This window comes from Nitrosomonadales bacterium (assembly GCA_016716325.1).
Classification (GTDB): Bacteria; Pseudomonadota; Gammaproteobacteria; order Burkholderiales; family Gallionellaceae; genus Gallionella.
On the sequence record JADJWO010000001.1, the window covers coordinates 102,750 to 121,489 of the forward strand.

At 62.9% G+C, this 18,740-nt stretch carries 13 protein-coding genes; 6 read left to right on the forward strand and 7 right to left on the reverse strand.

The genetic code is table 11. The features are described 5' to 3' along the window. Window positions 1–52: 52 nt before the first annotated feature. Window positions 53–1,249: a Na+/H+ antiporter NhaA gene (gene nhaA, locus IPM27_00430; protein MBK9160032.1), complete on the reverse strand. Its 1,197-nt coding sequence runs from the start codon at window positions 1,247–1,249 to the stop codon at window positions 53–55. A 158-nt stretch (window positions 1,250–1,407) separates the two neighbouring features. On the opposite strand from nhaA, the gene IPM27_00435 reads away from it, so the two are divergent. From IPM27_00435 to IPM27_00450, 4 genes are all read left to right on the forward strand, one after another. Continuing rightward, window positions 1,408–1,554: a hypothetical protein gene (locus tag IPM27_00435; protein MBK9160033.1), complete on the forward strand. Its 147-nt coding sequence runs from the start codon at window positions 1,408–1,410 to the stop codon at window positions 1,552–1,554. Between the two features lie 107 nt (window positions 1,555–1,661). Further along, a complete protein-coding gene (locus tag IPM27_00440) occupies window positions 1,662–2,075 on the forward strand; it encodes a YkgJ family cysteine cluster protein (protein MBK9160034.1) in 414 nt (137 codons plus the stop codon). Window positions 2,076–2,084: 9 nt separating this feature from the next. Then, entirely contained in the window at window positions 2,085–2,417 is a 333-nt protein-coding gene (locus IPM27_00445; GenBank protein MBK9160035.1) for a hypothetical protein, read from the forward strand. Between the two features lie 9 nt (window positions 2,418–2,426). After that, window positions 2,427–2,846 carry a YjbQ family protein gene (locus IPM27_00450; protein MBK9160036.1) on the forward strand — a complete coding sequence of 140 codons (420 nt, stop codon included), beginning with the start codon at window positions 2,427–2,429 and terminating at the stop codon, window positions 2,844–2,846. Between the two features lie 57 nt (window positions 2,847–2,903). Here IPM27_00450 and IPM27_00455 read toward each other — a convergent pair whose 3' ends face one another. The 6 genes from IPM27_00455 to IPM27_00480 all read right to left on the reverse strand — a co-directional run bounded on the left by IPM27_00455 (window position 2,904) and on the right by IPM27_00480 (window position 16,324). Next, a complete protein-coding gene (locus IPM27_00455; protein ID MBK9160037.1) occupies window positions 2,904–5,348 on the reverse strand; it encodes an EAL domain-containing protein in 2,445 nt (814 codons plus the stop codon). A gap of 150 nt (window positions 5,349–5,498) precedes the next feature. Then, window positions 5,499–5,930, reverse strand: a complete 432-nt coding sequence (locus IPM27_00460; GenBank protein MBK9160038.1) for an NfeD family protein — start codon at window positions 5,928–5,930, stop codon at window positions 5,499–5,501. Between the two features lie 279 nt (window positions 5,931–6,209). Then, complete coding sequence (locus tag IPM27_00465) at window positions 6,210–9,752, reverse strand: hypothetical protein (GenBank protein ID MBK9160039.1); 3,543 nt, start codon at window positions 9,750–9,752, stop codon at window positions 6,210–6,212. A gap of 173 nt (window positions 9,753–9,925) precedes the next feature. Beyond that, a complete protein-coding gene (locus tag IPM27_00470; GenBank protein MBK9160040.1) occupies window positions 9,926–14,059 on the reverse strand; it encodes a LamG domain-containing protein in 4,134 nt (1,377 codons plus the stop codon). 233 nt (window positions 14,060–14,292) lie between these two features. Beyond that, entirely contained in the window at window positions 14,293–16,080 is a 1,788-nt protein-coding gene (feoB, locus tag IPM27_00475) for a ferrous iron transport protein B (protein ID MBK9160041.1), read from the reverse strand. 10 nt (window positions 16,081–16,090) lie between these two features. Continuing rightward, the gene (locus IPM27_00480; protein MBK9160042.1) at window positions 16,091–16,324 is read right to left on the reverse strand and encodes a ferrous iron transport protein A; all 234 of its coding nucleotides are present in this window, start codon (window positions 16,322–16,324) and stop codon (window positions 16,091–16,093) included. 328 nt (window positions 16,325–16,652) lie between these two features. Here IPM27_00480 and IPM27_00485 point away from each other — a divergent pair, with 328 nt between their 5' ends. After that, window positions 16,653–17,531 carry a 4-hydroxy-tetrahydrodipicolinate synthase gene (locus tag IPM27_00485; protein MBK9160043.1) on the forward strand — a complete coding sequence of 293 codons (879 nt, stop codon included), beginning with the start codon at window positions 16,653–16,655 and terminating at the stop codon, window positions 17,529–17,531. Window positions 17,532–17,559: 28 nt separating this feature from the next. Beyond that, window positions 17,560–18,684, forward strand: a complete 1,125-nt coding sequence (gene bamC, locus IPM27_00490; GenBank protein ID MBK9160044.1) for an outer membrane protein assembly factor BamC — start codon at window positions 17,560–17,562, stop codon at window positions 18,682–18,684. The last annotated feature ends 56 nt before the right edge of the window (window positions 18,685–18,740 follow it).

Sequence of the window (18,740 nt, forward strand, 5' to 3'; positions counted from 1 at the left end):
ACATTGCGGAATCCGGTCCGGCCTTCTGCTTCTTCCGGAGGTTTGCGCTCCCTCAGGTCGGCTTTTCGCCGTCCGGCGGCAGGGTGGCGCGCAAGATCAGGTAGCCGGTGATGCCGGATACAAGCGAGCCGAGGATGATGCCGAGGCGTTCGTCGAACATCCGGTTGATGCCGCTTTCTTCGAACGCGAGCGAGCCGATGAACAGGCTCATGGTGAAGCCGATGCCGCACAGCGCGGCGGTGCCATACAGGGTGCGCCAGGTCATCCCATTGGGCAGCGCGGACAGGCCGAGCCTGATCGTCAGCCAGCAGAAGCCGAACACGCCGATCTGCTTGCCGAGGAACAGCCCGAGCGCGATGCCGACGGGAACGCTGTGGAACAGGTGTTCCGCGCCGACGCCGATCAGGCTGATGCCGGCATTGGCGAAGGCGAACACCGGCAGGATGAGGAACGCGACCGCGGAATGCAGGTCGTCTTCCATGTCTTTCAGCGGCGAGTGGTTCGCATCCGTCTTCGAGCGCATCGGGATGAACATCGCGAGGAGCACGCCGGCCAGCGTCGCGTGTACGCCGGACTTGAGCAGGGCGACCCACATCACGATGCCGATCACGAGATACGGGCTCCGGGCGGCGACGTTGCGGCTGTTCAGCCAGGTGAGCGCGGCGATGCAGCCTGCCGATACGACCAGTGCGACAAACGAGATCGAGGCGGTGTAGAACAGCGCGATGATCAGTATCGCGCCGATGTCGTCGAAGATCGCCAGCGAGGTGAGGAATATCTTCAGCGAGGAGGGGACGCGCGAGCCGAGCAGGGACAGCACGCCGAGTGCGAAGGCGATGTCGGTGGCGGACGGGATCGCCCATCCGCTGACCGCCTGCGGGTCGCCGATGTTGAAGTAGAGGTAGATCAGCGCGGGGATGGCCATGCCGCCGATCGCGCCGATGCCGGGCAGGATGATGTTGCGCCGGTCGGACAGTTCGCCCTCGATCACTTCGCGCTTGAGTTCCAGTCCGACCAGGAAAAAGAACACCGCCATCAGTCCGTCGTTGATCCAGAGCAGCAGCGGTTTGGCGATCCCCAGTGTGCCGACGCGCACCTCGACGGGAGTGTCCAGCAGCAGTGCGTAATAGGGATGCAGTGGCGAGTTGGCACAGACGATGGCCAGCGCGGCGGCGAGCATCAGCAGGATGCCGCTCGCGGATTCTAGTTTGAAGAAAGCGGTTACGGAGGATTCTCGGGTGGTGTCCATCGATATCGTTATACCCGAATCGCCTCCGGATAATCAATACATTCATTCTTTCACGTCCCGGAATCCGCGCGCTTGTCTGCCGCTTTCCAGACCGCCGCGCGGCCGGTATGATGCGCCGTCCCGAATCGGGACTTGCCGCATTTTCGACGGAGCCCGGCTTGAATCGTCATCATCCTTTACCGGAAGTTTCCCGCATCCTTCTCCCCGCCGCACCGGGCGTGCTGCCGGAGGTTTGCACGCGCGTATCGTTCGAGAGCGTGCTGGCACTGTTCCCCTCCACGACGACCGAGCTTCCCTTTACCTAGTCTTCCCGCGCTGTTGCCGGCTGACGTGTCGCGCTCCCGCATGGAGCCGCGTCGCGTCGTGTGCGTCCACACGGACGTTTTGCAGTGTCTTTCAGTCGCGGGTCAATATGGAACATATCCAGGTCGCCAGTCCCACCGGGGATGGCCGTGTCTATTACGACATGACGGGGGTGGACAACCCCTGTTCCGGTTGCGGCGCGTGCTGCCGCCATTTTCGCGTTTCGTTCTACCACGGCGAGCTGGATACCCAGCCGGGCGGCCATGTGCCGGCCGACCTGACAGTGTCGTTCACGCCGTTCCGCGTCTGCATGAAGGGCACGGAAGCGGGCAACGGGCGTTGCATCTCGCTGCTGGATGATCTGCGTTGCGGCATCTATGCGTTGCGGCCTTCGGTGTGCCGCGAGTTCCCGGCGCTGATGCCGGACGGTTCGCTGAACCCGGATTGTGTGCGGCTGCGCGCGAAGTTCGGGATCGCGGTGCGGACATGCCCGCCGGACGCGCCGGAGGCGGCGATGCGATAGAATCGCGTCATGCAGATCAAATATGTCTCCTATTCCGGTACCCGCCGTCCCGGCCTGTTGCAGAAGATCGCCGCGCTGGTCGTGGCGGTGGTGCTGGGCACGCTGGCGCTGATGTTCTCGGCGCTGTTGCTGCTGATCCTCCTGTTCGTCGCCGTCGTTGGGGGCGCGTATTTCTGGTGGAAGACGCGCGAGGTGCGCAAGCAGTTCCGGCAGATGCAGGCGCAGATGCGGGATTCTCAGACCTCCCGCGAGGCGTCCGCGCCGGGCGAGGTATATGAAGGCGAGATCATCGAGGGCGAAGCGATCCGGGTGGACGAGGCGCGCATCGGGGAGCGGCGCTGAGGACGAGCCATGTGGATACAGAAAGAGATACGCCTTGACCCGAAGCCGCGCGGCTTTCATCTGGTCACCCATGAGGTGCTGCGCGTGCTGCCGGAGTTGCGCGACTTCCGGGTCGGCATGATGAATATCTTCATCATGCACACTTCGGCTTCGCTGACGCTGAACGAGAATGCCGACCCGACGGTGCGGCAGGATTTCGAGAACTGGTTCAATCGCGCGGTGCCGGAAGGCGAGCCGTACTATCGTCATCGGGACGAGGGGCCGGACGATCTGCCCGCGCACATCAAGGCCAGCCTGCTGGGGCCCAGCCTGAGCATCCCGGTCGCCGATGGACGTCCCTCGCTGGGAACGTGGCAGGGTATCTACCTGTGCGAACACCGCAACCTCGGCGGCAGTCGTCGCGTCGTGGTGACCGTGCAGGGCGAATAGCGGACGGGCGCCAGCCGGCGGGCCCGCTCCGGTTGCGATGGGGAGCGCCCCGCGGTGCTACTTGCGCAGCATCGCGTCGATCTCGGCGGCCGGGGACGGTTTGTTGAACAGGTATCCCTGGAAGTTCTTGCAGCCCATCACCACGAGTTGCTGGTGTTGCGCTTCCGTCTCCACGCCTTCCGCGATGACATCGAGATCCATGCCCTTGGCCATGGCGATGATGGTGCGCACGATGGCCCGGTCGCTGCTGTTGGTGTTGATGTCGCGCACGAACGACTGGTCGATCTTGAGCTGGTCGAGCGGCAAGCGCTTGAGGTACTGCAGGGAGGAATAACCGGTGCCGAAGTCGTCCAGCGAGAGTTGCACGCCGATCTCATTGAGCTTGTTCATGGTCAGGATGACGTCATCGACATTCTCCAGCAACAGGCTTTCGGTGAGTTCCAGCTTGAGGAACCGCGGGTCGATCGCATTGCGCCGGATGGCCTCCTGCACCTGGTCCACGAATTCGGCATGGCGGAATCGCTTGGGGCTGACATTTACCGCCAGCACGAAGTCGCGTGTGATCGCATCCTGCTGCCAGATCCTGAGCTGTTTGCAGGCGGTGTCCAGCACCCATTTCCCGATGGGCTGGATCAGCCCGTTCTCTTCCGCCATCGGGATGAACTGGTCCGGAGAGATCAGCCCGCGTTCCGGATGCATCCAGCGGATCAGCGCTTCGGCACCCAATATGCGGCGCGTGGCGTCTACCTGCACCTGATAGAACAGCTGGAATTGCTCATGCTCCACGGCATGGCGCAATTCCTTTTCGAGCAATGCATGGGCGTTGATGAAGTCCTGCATCTTGGGGTCGAAGAAACGCAGGGTGTTGCGGCCGGCTTTCTTGGCCTGGTACATCGCGATGTCGGCCTGTTTGATCAATTCCTCCATCGTCGAACCGTGGCCGGCGAACAGGGTGACGCCGATGCTCGGTGTGGTGCGGTATTCGTGTCCGGCCAGAAGGTATGGCTGGCTGAGCGAGGCGAGGATCTTTTCACTGATGACTTCCGCCTGCGTCCCGGCCTCTATGGCCTGTTCGCTCAGACTTTCCAGTATCAGCATGAACTCGTCGCCGCCCAACCGGGCCACGGTGTCCTCCTCGCGCACGCAGGACTCGAGGCGTTTTGCGACTTCCTGCAACAGCAGGTCGCCGATATCATGGCCTAGGGTGTCGTTGAGCGTCTTGAAATGGTCGAGGTCGATGAACAGCAGGGCGCAATTCCGGTTGCTGCGCGCACCGGAAGCTATTGCATGATGAAGGCGGTCCATGAACAGCCGTCTGTTCGGCAGGCGGGTGAGCGGATCGTAGAACGCCAGGTTCCGGATCTCCTCTTCGGCGGCCTTGCGTTCGGTGATGTCGATATGCGACCCGACATAATGGGTGACTTTTCCATCGCGTCCCTTTACTGCCGAGATGGTCAGCCATTTCGGGTAGATCTCGCCGTTCTTGCGCCGATCCCAGATTTCCCCCTGCCATTTCCCGGTGCGTTCGAGGGTTTCCCACATTTCTTCGTAGAACGGTTTGTCGTGACGCCCCGACTTGAGGACGCCCGGCTTTTTCCCGATCAACTCCTCCGGCGTATAGCCTGTGTTCTCGACAAATGCCTGGTTGACCCGCAGGATGATGCCGTCCGCATCGGTGATGGCCAGCATCTCCTGTGATTCGAAAGCCACGGCAGCGATGAGCAGCTCGGTCTCCGATTTTTTGCGGTCGGTGATGTCCCTCATGAAGGCGACATTCAGTTCAGTGCCCTCGAAATTGACAAAGTTGGAAGTGATCTCGATCGGGAAGGTCGAGCCATCCCGTTGTCTGTGTGTCGTCTCGAAGTTCAGGTGTCCTGCCTGCTTCAGTCGTTGCCACTGTTTCCGCCAGTTCTCGGGAGTGGCCGCCGGATTGATGTCCGAAACGTGCAACGCGAGCATCTCTTCTTTTGTATAGCCGTATTTGCGACATGCCGCTTCATTGGCATAGACGATGCGGGAATCTTCATTCACCCAGATGATCTTGTCGGATGAGCGGTCGTTGACGAACTGGGTGATCTGCAGTTTTTCCCCGGCCCGTTTCTGTTCGGTGATGTCCCGGAAGAACCAAGCGCGTCCGAGATACCGGCCCTTGTCGTTGCGCAGGGCCGTAGAGTGGCGCTCGATCGTTCTGCCGTCGCACAATGCGATCTCGCAGTGGTCGGTCAGCTCCGGGTTGTCATATAGCTCGGCTACGCGCGTCAGGAATGCCTCCGGATCGGCCACGAGATCGAGGACCATGGACAGGACCGGCGCGTCATCGGGGCCGGCCATAGCGGGATCGGTGTTGTCCAGGAGTTGGTCCGGAATTTTCCATATCTGGGCAAAGCGATGATTGTGGGAAACGATGATGCCCTTGTCGTCAACGACAAGTATCCCTTCGGGCGAGGCCTCGTTGATCGCCTTGATCAACGAGTTCTGTAATTCAAGATCATCAAAGTTCATGCCGATACCGGATCATTCGCGTGTCCATGTGATTCTGTGCCGTATGCCGGCGGCGAGTATATCCCAAAGAATGGCTGTGCCGGATTGTGCCGAAGCCGGCTTTGTCCCGACAACGGGATGCCGGGCAAAATGATCCGTGGGAAACGGTCATCAGGCTTGCTCCGCGCCGGATTGCTCGGTCGAAATGAGGAGACGGCCATATTGCGCCTTGAGGATGGTGCCATGGGACGCGCTGGGCATGCCGTCATCGACCTTTTCCGCCAGCCATTCCCCGCCGCGATGTTTCACCCGGGCGGTGCTTTCGTCCAGCCATTCGATCACTTCCACGCGCTGTCCCTTGTCGGCATCTTCGATCTCGACCTTTGCGGGCGATCTGCCTTTGCGCAAGACCATGACGATCAGTACGTGAACGACCGTTCCCACGCAGAACGCGGCAAGTTGCATGCTGCCCGACGCGCCCGCCAGATCGGCGAGGGCAGGGTAGAAGAAGGCCAGCCCGACCGCCAGCAGGTAGCGCGATCCGAGCGCCGATTCCGCGAGGATGAACAGGATGCCGAATACCGACCATGAAATGAAATCCATTACCACTCTCCTGAAAGATCAAACAGACATTTGCTCGTGCCGTAGCGGGGCTATTGTAAATTATGTTCGCCGTCCGCCGGAACAACAACAGCGGAAACGAAAAGAGCAGCCAGCGGCTGCCCTCGTGTCATCGGTTGAGTAATCCATCAACATCTTTAAAGTAGCACGTCATACCCGCGAAAGCGGGTATCCAGTGGCGCGCAAAGCGCGCTGTGTTTGTTTTTGCTGGATTGCGGGTCAAGCCCGGAATGACGACAGTGATAGTGTTTGTGCGCCGGATCAATAGGTTTCGCGCAGATAGATGAATTCCTTGTCGCCCTTGTACACGCCGAAGGTGGCGCGCGCGGTGTTGCCCGGCAGGTAGAGCGGCGCATTGGTCGAGACATCCACGCTGCCGACGCCGGTAAACGTTCCGGCGGGTTTGGATAACGTTACGGTCCATGCGCCTGCAGAGGCTTTTGCATTCGGCAGGGCGGCGGAAGTCGTCCAGTTGTCCCCGGCCTTGCGCTGATAATTGCCCAGCGTGAGATCGGCGACCGCCAGCGCGGTATCGTTGTCGTTCACGTTGGGGACGTAGGAGGTGCCGTTCCAATACTGCGCGGCCAGCGATAGCGACGCGGACTGCAGTTCGGAACCATGGGCATTGGAGATCTTCATCCGCCCGTAGCGCACCGTCGTGGCATCCTGGACCTGCGGATCCATGATGCTGGCATGGTCGGGAGTGCCGCCCACGTTCAGGTCATAGACTCCCATCTTGACGCCGTCCGCTTCGGCAGTGGTCGGCGCGATGCCGATCTTCAGCATGTTGAACGGGCCGTCCGCGGACGCGCCCCGCGTGATCCCCAGCGGCGCGGAGATCGCGGCGCTGCCGTTGGCGAAACTGCCGCTGGCCGGCAACGAGGTGTCCAGGCGTGTGGTCAGGTCGGTCGGCCCGGCGGCATCGACCGCGCCGAAGCGCAACGGGTTGCCCGCAGCCGAAGGATCGAGTTTCGCGTAGGCACCCTGATAGTTCTTCGTGACGATCCCGCCCAGCGAGACCGCCTGCAGGGTGAACTTGGCCATCATCTTTTCGCCCATGTAACTGCCCCAGTCGGCGACGACCTCCTCGCTTCCGTCCCCGGCCAGATTGGCGCCGATGCCCGGGTTCAGCGTAAGCGAACCGGCACCGGACGCAGTGACGGTCGCAACCAATGCATTGCCGCCCGCGCCTGCGCCGGGGATGCGAACCTTGCCGCCCGCATGGAAGCCGCCGGTCGAGGCGACGCTGATGACGGTATCGCCCGCCACTGCGGGTGCGCTGACGGTCGTTATGGTCTGCGGCAGGAAATCGGCATGCGAGACGACCGGGCTGAGCGGGTCGGTCGTGATGTTGAAATGGTCCGGGATGAAGCGGCCGAAGAATGCGCTGGCGACCGTGTTGCCGAATTTGCAGCCGTATTGCCCGCCGACCGGCGTATTGGAAAAATCATTGGTGCAGTCGTTCGGCTGATCTACAGTGGTGAAGCTGCTGTCGTAGACGCCGTTCACGCCCAGCTTGAAATAGCCCGCTTCGTTATAGCTGAAACTAACGCCGGTAGATGTGCCGGTTACCGGATTGGCCGCGCTGAACGCGCCGGTCACGCTGCCGTTGGCTGCCGCGCCGGCATGCGCCACCAGCTTGGTGTTGTCCACGGCGGGTGTTCCGTTATAAGCGACGATTCCCGAGGCCGCGTTCAGCGTGAAGGAAGTGCCCGCCTTGACGACCGGCGTGGCCGCCGCGTTGCCACCGGCAGGATCGGAATTGGCGCTCGAAGTGACCGCCAGCGAGGTGGGCCGGATCGCGAACCGGTCTGTCGAACAACTGGAGCCCGCCGCGCCGGTGACGCGCACCTTGACGTTCTTGGCGGCATTCGCATAGTTGAAGGCCAGCGTCTTCCGGGTCTGGCTGGTGAAGGTCGTGTTCTGCGTAGCCAGGCTGGGGAATCCCGTGCAAGTGCCGGTCGAGGCATCGACCAGTTCGACCTGCAAGTTGCCGCTGTACGCCGTTCCTGCCGTCACGTCCAGCGAAAAGGCCGTGCCGGAAAGCTTGGTATAGAGGTTGGATGGCGTTGCCGCGCCCACTTCCACCGCGTCGAAACAGCTCGTTGCAGTGGTAAAGACCACATTGCAGGCCGTGCCGCCGCCGAGGTTGACGCAGGTGCTGGGCGGGGTGGTCTCGGACGGCGCGATGGTGCTTGTGCCCAGCGTCACGGTTTGCGCAGTGGTCACCGGCAGCGAAACGGTCGTTTGTCCCGTTCCGCCGCTGGCGAGGGTGAACGGGATCGTGCCGCCCGGGGTTCCACTCCAGGTCACGTTGCCGGTCACGGTGGCTGCGTTGAAATGCGGTGCGGTACAGGTGGAGTTGTTGCAGGCCGTCACCGTCAGCGTCTCCGCGCGGCAGGTCTGTCCGCTGCCGTCGTGGGTGATCTGGATGTGATGCGGCGCGACCACGGCCGGGCCTTCCGTGACGGTGATATACGACGGCGTGGTTGCGGAGCAATACACCCTGGCATTGGAGGTTGCGCTTGCCTGGTTGAAATCGTATTGCAGCATCAACCGGTGTCCGGCCGGTACGGTATAGGCCGCGCTGCTGATCGTATAGGCATAGTTGGTTATCGTTCCCGCGCCGGTCAGGGGGATGGTCGCGCTGGAACCGATCAGCACCTTGGCGCCCGTCCCGGCAGGGGCGAGGGTGGGATCGTAGTCATACAGCCTGACGGTGACGCTATCTGCCGTGGTCGCGCCCCGCAGGCGCGCGCTGCCGGCCGGATTCGCGCTGATGACCGTGTCCGCCGCGTAGCCGGTATTGAGATACCACCTCGAGTGGGTGTACAGCCCGGTGGGATGGCTGGCCGACCTTGCATTGCTGGTGCAGGTGTTCGTGGTGATCAGCGAGGCCGTGATGATCGGCGGAATGACCTGGTTGACCCCGGCCGTGACGTTCGTCGTGCCATCGAACCCGATGTTCACGCCGCCGGTCACGTCATGATAATAAGTGACCGGGCCGGCGCCGACATAGCTGATGGCCACCTTGCCGGCTGCGCCGCTGCCGCCGTTGCGGTTGGTGGCGCTCGTGGCATAGCCGCCGCAGCCGCCGCCGCCCGCGACCGTTGCGACATTGTTGCAGGTGCCGCCTGTCGTCCTTGCCGCAGCACCCGCGCCGCCGCCATTGGCCGTTCCCGTTCCTGCGGTATTGCCGGCTGCACTGCCGCCCGCGCCGGTGCTGCCCGCACCGCCGCCGCCCGCGCCGCCGGTCGGGATGCCGGAAGAGCCGCTACCGCCGGCGAAGACCGTCGTGCCCACGCCATTGACGGCAGAGCCGATACCCGCGATCCCGGCGCTATTGTTCGCTGACGCAAGCCCGCCGCCCGCGCCGCCCTTGGCGACCACCAAAGTTGCTCCGAAAGTGGAATCGCCGCCGACCGGACCGTTTCCGGCGCCGCCGATGCCACCCGCACCGACCACCACCGCATAGGTATTGCCCGGCACGACAGTCAACACCTTGCTGGCATATTGACCGCCCGCGCCGCCACCGCCCTTCGCAGGGTTGCCGGTTGCCGCGCCGCCCGCGCCGCCGCCGCCCCATGCCTCGACCGTGACCGATGTTACGCCCGGCGGTGCGACCCAGTTGCCCGAAGCCGTGAACGTGGTGGTTGCCGCCTGCGTTCCGGTTGCCGCAGCCAGCAGCGTCCCGCCCAGCAACAGCGGCAACAGTGATCTTGCGGAAAGCCTGTGCCGGGGGCGATCGGCAGTCGCGGTTGCGCGGGATCCTTCAATATCCATAAAGCCGGCAAATTGTGTCATGTGGACGCTTTCGTTGGGTAGGCGGGACGTGGCTGAAATTCTTGCAAACAATGGCATGAAGTTGCGCGGATGATACGCATTGCGCATGGCCATATCAATGGCGATGCGACAGGCGGAATAGAACGAAAAAGGGCAGCCAGCGGCTGCCCTTTTGTTAGCGGTTCTGCCACCCGTCAATAGGCTTCGCGCAGGTAGATGAACGCCTTGTCGCCCTTGTACACGCCGAAGGTGGCGCGCGCGGTGTTGCCAAGCAGGTAGCAGCCCGCCGGCGTCGGTACGACATCGCAAGCGATGCCGGTCACGGCGGGGAGGGTCATGTCCACGCTGCCATCATTGCCGGCACCCGGCGCGGCCAACTGGAAGTTGCCCGCACCGTTCGTGAGCGTTACCGTCTTGGGCGTGCCGGTTACCGCGATGGTCGCCAGATTCTTCAGGAAATTGGCGAAGCCGATCTCACTGGCCGCCGGAGGCGTGGCCGCGACGAAACTGCTGGCGCTGTCGGTGGCGCTGTTCAGGTAGGTCGTGCCATTCCAGTATTGCGCTTTGACCGGGATGCTCAGTTTCAGCAACTCAGAGCCGTGCGCATTGGAGATCATGATGCGCCCGTTCACCACCTTGGCACCGCCCTCGATCGAACTGGCGGGAACCGCCCGCAACGAACTGGCGTCGGCATCCGCCGCGCGGATATAGATGTCGGTCGGCGCGGTCGGCACGGTGGCGAACCTGTAGTACGGCGTGGCGGGCGTACCTGTTTCCGTTTTGCCCTGTGTGAAGGAAGCGGCAGGGACGATGCCGTTCGACAGCGCACCGGGATCGCCGGACGGCGGATTCTGTGTGGTGATGCTGCCCAGGGCGTCCCATGCGGTCAGCGTCACCTGCTTGGCGAAGTTCGGCGTGGTGTTCGCCGTGCCGTCGTAGTTCTTCGTCACGACATCGGCGGCGTTCATCGCCGAGACGTTGACGGTGAATGCCTGTCCAGAATAGGCCAGGCCGCCAGCCGGGCAGGTCAGCGCGCCGGGGCAGACCATCGGCGCGGTCACGACCGTATTGAAGTGGTCGGGGACGAACGGGCCGACATTGCCCGCGCCGTTGCAGACCGTGCCGCCGGTGCCGGTGTTGCCGGTCGCCGAGATGGTGGAGCCGAGATAGGTATCGTTGGTGGCGATCAGGTCGCCGTTGCCGACCTCGTCCCAGTTCAGGTTGGCGGAACTCGCCGCACCGCCGCTGAATGCGCCGACCGTGCCGCTGAATGTGCCGGGGTCCGAATTGGTGCCGGTCGGCTGGCATTTGCTGAACGAGAGCGTCACGCTTTCTGCAGTCGGTGTCTCCTGTCCGAAGTTGGGCGTGGTAGTGGGTATCGCCAGTCCGTTGTAGGCGGTCACCGTGGCGGAGAAATCGTTGCCCGCCTTGAACGGGAGGGCGGGCACGGCGGTGACTCCGGAGAATCCGAAGTGGTGCGGCGCGACGGTAAAGATGCCGCTTGCGCCGACCTTGGTTGTGGCCGCGCTGTCGCGTGTCCACAACTCCACATTGCCCACGTCGGCATAGTTGAAGGTGTACGGGCCGGCCGAGGGCACACCGCCGGGGAAGCTGGCCGTCAGTGTGGTGGCCGACCAGGAGGCGGGTGTCGCGCCGTTGGCTTCGCACAGCGGCAGGGTCACGGTGGAAAAGACCGCCTGGATACCGGCATCCGCCACCGGGTTGTGGCAGGACAGGCCGAACTGCATGTCGCGAGTCCGTGGCTGGGTCGGATGGAAGCGGGTCGGGACGCCGGCGCTCAACGCGGTGAGGTAGATGCCGGAGAAATCAATGCCCGCTACTTGCGGAGACCAGTTCAATACCGCACAGGTCTGTCCGGGTGCGCCGAACGCGATGTTGTGGACACAGGCGCTGTCGGTGAACACATAATCGGGCAGCGCATAGACGATGGTGTTGGCTTTTTCGCCAACCGGAGTGTTCAGCAGCATGTCCGCCCCGCCCGCATCGGTGACGTTGATCGTCACCGTGCCGGCAGTCTGATAGGTGAAATACAGGATCGCGGAACTTTCTAGGGCATCGAACACATAGTTCGCCTGTCCGCTATTGGCCGGGCCGGGTGTCAGCGTGCCGGTGCCGGTGCCGATGCTCCAGTCGCCCAGTCCGGTGTCGGTGGAGAGGTTGATCGTCATGCCCGTCAAGGCGCCATGCGCGGCGGTATGCGGCGCAAGCTCGACCGGGGTGGCGGAGAAGGCCATCGCATTCGCCGGCGCAGTGACGGCGACGTGATCTATCAGGGAGACGCAGGTGCGTGCCGAGCCGTCCCAGTTGTTGCCGGCGTTCTCGTTCGCGTAACCGGTGGAGATTTCCGTCGGGGTCAGCGCGGTATTGAATATCTTCACTTCGTCGATCATGCCGTCGAAGCGGCGCGTACCGCCGCCGAACGCCTGGTCGTCGCCGATCTGCAACGGCATCGCGTTGACCGGCAGTGCGCCGGCGAATGCAGCGGTGCCGCTGGCCGCGCCATTGATGTAGATGGTCTGCGAACCGCTCGCGTATACCAGTGCGACATGGGTCCACGCGCCGATAGGCACGGTGGCGGTGGACGCAAAACTGCCGGTACCCCACCACCAGAACACATTGCCGGTGGCATTGATGTGCGCCTCGTAGTTGGTGTCCTTGGAAAGAAAGGTCATCAGCGCATCCTTGCCCGGCGCGCCGCCCCAGCGCGCCGGCTTCAGCCATGCGGTGACCGTCAGGGCGGTCGGCAGGTCGAGCAGGGGATTGTCCGCAACCTGCACATAGTTGGCTGCCAGATTCGCGCCGTTGCAGAGTTTGGCCGGCGCAGTCGTCGCGCCCAGGAACGCCGTGCCGTGCAGTGCATTCACGCTGTTGTCCGCCACCTCATTCGCGGTCCCGTTCCAGCTTGCTTCATCCATGTGGTACTCGGCCACAGGAACAACCGCGGCCGGGCTTTCTGTCACTGTGATGAACGAAGCGGTTGCCGAACAATAGACGCGGGCTCGATCAGTCGCGACGGACTGATTGAAGTTGTACTCCAGCATCAACCTGTGAGCGGCAGGCATGATGTAGAGAGGACTGCTGATTGCATAGGTATAGGTAGTCGTGGTCGCGCCGCCTGTCAGAGTGATGGGCGCGCTCGAGCCGATCAACACTTTGACGCCCGTCACCGGTTCGTAGTCATACAGACTCACGATCACAGTGTCGGTGACCGCGCCGCCTCTGAGGCTGGCGCTACCGGTTGGGTTTGCGCCGATATTGGTGGCAACTGCGTAATCTGAATTGAGGTACCACCTCGAATGTGTATAAGCACCAACAGGATGATTCCTTGAGCGGGCGCTGGTTACAGGACAAGTGTTTACCGGATTCAGCGACGCAGTGATAACCGGCGGGATGTTCTGATCCGCACCTGTCACGTTGGTTGTGCCATCGAATCCGATGTTCACGCCATTCGTCGTGTCATGGTAATAAGTAACCGGCACTGCGCCACCGCCGCCGGGGGTATAGGTGATGGTCACCAGTCCGGGGGCGCCGTTGCCTCCGGAAGTGCTTCTTTCGGCGCCGCCGCCGCCGCCGCCGCCGATACCGGAGGCCGGTGCCAATCCGCTCACACTGTTGGCACAACCGCCATTACCACCGATACCACCACCGGCTGGTGCGGCAGCAGCAGTACAGGTCGCCCATGTGACCGGGCCGCTGGTGCCGTTGGCTGCCGTGCCGGCCGAGGAACCGCCGGGAGCGCCGCGCCCGGTATTGCTGTTGCGTCCGGTTCCGCCATTGCCGCCGGAGAACTTTATCGCCCCGACGCCGGCAGCGGCTGCCCCGCCGGCGCCGCCCAAACCGCCTGCCCCGCCCACGGGGACCGCGCCGCCCGCGCCGCCCTTGGCCATGATGGTCGCGGCACTGTTGAACCAGGAATCCCCGCCCACGCCGCCATTGCCGCCGGCGACCCCGATGCCGCCGGTGCCGACGGTAACCGTGTAGATCGTTCCGGGAACCACTGGGATGGCGGTGGTTTTCGAATACGCGCCGCCGCCGCCGCCGCCGCCGCCATCGGTAGTGGTCGGGTTGCCGCCGCCCGCGCCGCCGCCACCCCAGACTTCGACATCCACCGAAGTGACGCCCGCCGGTGCGGTCCATGTGCCGGTGGCAGGGATGACGTCCGTCACGGCTTGCGCGCCCTGCATGCCGGCCAGCAACAATCCACCCAGCAACAGCGGCAGCAGGAATTTCCTGAACGTTTCGCGCGGTGCGAAGAAGGCTGTGGCGTGTTTAAGGTCGGTGGTTTGTGTCATTTGAATCTTTCTCATTTGTGCTCGGTTATACAGGGGATGTACGCATGAATACATGGCTTTCGAAGGTTGCGTCCCTATGGGGTGAATCCGGTATAACTATATAATTTAATGCCGGATAAAGTAACGTACTTACACGTGCGGATGGTACCTGAAATATGTGTTTATATCAATCCGTCGGGTGATGAGCGGCGCCGAGATGAGCAACGAACGGTAGCCGGCAGTACGTAGATTCGTGGAAGTGGGTTAGTCTAGTAGCCGAGCGCGCGCGCGCCCTGATAGAACGCGAAACTGATCAGCCAGGCCAGTGCCAGCGACCAGCCGATGGAGAGCAGGGTGAAGCCTGCGTTCTTCGATTCGCTGCGCAACGTGGCGATGGTGGACAGGCACGGCGTGTAGACCAGGGTGAACAGCATGAAGCTGTAGGCTTGCACCCAGTCCAGTTGCAGACCCAGCGCGCCGTTGAGGGCTTCGCCGGAAAGACCGTAGATCACCGCGAGCGAACCGATCACGATCTCCTTGGCGACGAAGCCGAAGATCAGCGCGATGGTGAGTTCCGGTGTGATGCCGATCGGCGCGAACACCGGCCGTAGCCAGTCGCCGATCATGCCGGACAGGGTGTCCGCGCTGGCGGGGACGGCGGATGGCGGCAGGTGGGTGAGTAGCCAGACCAGCACCACGCCGGCGATGATGAACTGGGTGGCGCGGCGCAGGAAGTGGTTCACTTCCAGCCAGCCGCGCATCATGATCTGCCGGGTGGTGGGGAAGCGGTACGGCGGCAGTTCCAGCACGAAGGGCTCGCTGTTCCTGAACTGGCCCTTGAACAGCAGCGCGGTGAGGATCGCGGCTCCGAAGCTGAACAGGTACAGGCTGAACAGTACCAGCGGTGCGGCTTGCGGGGAGAACAGCGCGGCGGTGATGAACACGAACACCTGCAGGCGCGCCGAGCACAGCGAGAACGGGATCACCAGCATGGTCAGCAGACGGATGGCGCGCGAGCGCATCACGCGCGTGCCCATCAGCGCGGGCACGTTGCAGCCGAAGCCCATCAGCAGCATCACGAAACCGCGGCCGTCCAGCCCCATCTTCGCCATCAGCGCATCCATCAGGAACGCGGCGCGCGACAGGTAGCCGCTGTCCTCGACCAGCGCCATGAACAGGAAGAACAGCACGATGATTGGCACGAAGGCGGCGACGGTGGCGACGCCGTTGTACACGCCGTCCAGCAGCAGCCCGTTCAGCATCGCGGGCAGTCCGGAAAACAGCGGTTCGAGCGCGGCGGTGCGCAGCCAGTCCAGCACGAACGCGACGCCCGTCTGCAACGGCTGGCCGAGGAAGAAGATGCCCTGGAACAGCAGGTACATGATGCCGAAAAAGATCGGCAGTCCCAGCCACGGGTGCAGCATCACGTGGTCGAGTTTTTCGGTGAGGTTGTCGGGCAGGCGCGCCGGGACCTGCACGGCGTGTTTCATCAGGCGCGCCATCTCCGTCTCGATGTGTTCGTCCTGTTCCAGCTGGCTGCGCAACTGTTCCGCCATGCCCGGCGTGGGATAGCGCAGCGCCCTGGTGACGGCCTGCATCGCCTCGGGATAACCCGTGCCGTATTTGCCGCTGAGCAGGTAGATCGGCATGTCGATCATCTCGGACATTTTCCTGCTGTCGATGGTGATGCCGTATTTCTTCGCCTCGTCGGCCATGTTGAGCAGCACCACCACGTTCATGTTGAGCTGCTTGAGCTGCAACAGCAGGCTCATCTGGCGTTCGATCTGCGTGGCGTTGAGGATGACCAGCGCGAGGTCCGGCACGTTGTCGTGCAGGAAATGGCGCACCACCTGTTCGTCGTCGGAAAACCCGTGCAGGTCGTAGATGCCGGGCAGGTCGATGATCTCCACCATGTCGTCGCCCAGCAGGATCTTGCCGCTGAGCAGTTCGACCGTGATGCCCGGCCAGTTGCCGACGCGCGCCGCGCCGCCGGTGATGCGGTTGAACAGCGTGGATTTGCCGGTGTTGGGCATGCCCAGTATGGCGATGCGTTTCATGGGATCGCCTTCATGTTCTGCTGATCTCGATCTTTGCCGCTTCGCTGCGCCGCAGCAGGATGTCGGTCGTGCCGATGCGCACCTGCAGCGGGCCGGAGAAACTGGCCTTGCGGATCAGTTCGACCCGCTTGCCATTGCGGAAGCCCAGCGCCAGCAGGCGCTGGTGCAGCGCCTCTTCGGCGCGGATCGCGACGATGGTGGCGGTATCGCCGGGATGCAATGCGGCAAGGGTGGTTCCGGACATGACGATGGGTATGTTTCGAAGGTGCCCGCATTATTCCATAGCCTGGCGGCATTTGTCGCGCAAGGCTTTGGAAACCACGGAAAACCTACTGCGCGACTCGATTCACCCGCAAGGGGTAGGCCGGTGGGTGTCCGGCGGCTTCGCCGCCACCCATCCGCTCGCAGCGTTGCGCGGTACTCACTTCCTCGCCTATCTATTCGATATGTCTCGGTCGTTCCGTTCCGTGCGCCTTGCACTTGAGCCGCTCGCTACGGTTTTTCGGGGTTCCCTTTGGTGATGGTAGGGGGATTGGGGTAGAATGCGGCCTTTATTTTTGTTGGCCTGAAAAATGATCAAAGGCAGTATCGTGGCAATCGTCACGCCGATGCATGAGGATAGCGGTCTCGACCTGGAAGCGTTCCGTGCGCTGATCGATTTCCATATCGAACAGGGCACCGACGCTATCGTGGTGGTGGGGACCACCGGCGAATCGCCGACCGTGGATGTGGAAGAGCATGAACTGCTGATCGCCGAGACCGTGAAGCATGTCGCCGGGCGGCTCCCGGTGATCGCGGGCACCGGCGCGAACTCGACACGCGAGGCGATCGAACTGGCCGCCTTCGCGAAGAAGGCCGGGGCGGATGCCTCGCTGAGCGTGGTGCCTTACTACAACAAACCGACCCAGGAAGGGCTCTACCGCCACTTCAGGGCCATCGCCGAAGCGGTGGACATGCCGCACATCCTGTATAACGTGCCGGGGCGCACGGTGGCGGACATGAACAACGACACGGTGCTGCGGCTGGCGCAGATCCCCAACATCGTCGGCATCAAGGACGCGACCGGCGACATCTCGCGCGGCAGCGATCTGTTGCGGCGCGCTCCGGATGACTTCGCCGTCTACAGCGGCGACGACGCCAGCACACTGGCGCTGATGCTGCTCGGTGCGCACGGCACCATCTCGGTGACGGCCAATGTCGCGCCGAAGCTGATGCACGGGATGTGCATGGCCGCGCTGAACGGCGAAGTGGAGAAAGCGCGCGAGATCAATTTCCGGTTGCTTGGTTTGCACCGCAACCTGTTCGTCGAGGCCAACCCGATCCCGGTGAAGTGGGCGGTGGCCAGGATGGGCAAGGCGAAGAACCATCTGCGCCTGCCGTTGACGCCGCTGTCGCAAGGCGCACAGGAAGTCGTCGAACAGGCCATGCGTCAGGCTGGCGTACTCAACTAAATTCAGGCTGTTGCGCAGGAGAGAGACAATGAAAGTTTTGCATATCGGGATTGCCGGCGTGGCGCTGGTTTCGTTGGTGGGCTGCAGCTCGATCGGGCTGGGCAGCAAGCGTATCGATTACCGGAGCGGCGCAGAGAACGTGCCCTCCCTCGAGATCCCGCCAGACCTGACGGCGCCGAGCCGGGACGAACGTTATATGGTGCCGGGCGCCGACGAGGAGGTCTTCGCGACCTACTCGGATTACAGCAAGGGCGGTTCGGTGTCAGCGCCGCGCGTCAGTGCCGGGGTGTTGCCGGAAATGCGCAACGTGCACATGGAGCGCAACGGCACGCAACGCTGGCTGGTGGTGAACGACCGTGCCGAAAAGGTATGGCCGGAGGTCAAGGCGTTCTGGCAGGGGATCGGGCTGACCATCGCCAGCGAGGATCAGGCGGCGGGACTGATGGAGACCAACTGGGCGGAGAACCGCGCCAATATCCAGCAGGGTCCGGTCCGCAGCGCGATCGGCAAGGTGTTCGACAACATCTATTCGTCGGGCGAGCGCGACCAGTATCGCATCCGCCTGGAACGCGGCAAGGATGGCGGTAGCACCGAGATTTATGTCACCCATCGCGGTATGGAGGAAGTGCTTGCCGCCGACGGCAATACTTCCAAATGGCAGCCGCGCGCTGCAGACCCGGAGATGGAAGCCGAGGTATTGCAACGTCTGATGGTGCATCTGGGCGGCAACAAGGTACAGGCGGCACAGGAGATCGCGGCAGGCGATGCCGCTCATGGCGCGACGCCTGCGGCACCGGCGGGCGACGGCAAGGCGGAGCTGCTGGAGATATTCGATGGCAGCAGCATCGTCGTGATCAACGATGCCTTCGACAGGAGCTGGCGCAGGGTCGGGCTGGCGATCGAGCGCGCCGGGCTGGCGGTGGAGGACAAGGATCGTATCAGGGGTATCTATTTCCTGCGTCCGGTCAAGGCGGAAAGCGGCTGGATGGACAAGCTGCAGTTCTGGAAGGACAGTAACTCCGAGCTGCGCTATCGCGTGAACGTCAAGGACGGCGGCGTGTCCTGCGAGGTTTCGGTCACCGATCAGGACGGTACGCACGACGATGCGACCAAACGGATGATCGAGGCTATCTACAAGAACATCGACCGGTAAATTCCAATCCCGTTTCATCGGTGAAACTGTGTTGGCTTTCCCGCGCACTCCTTGCC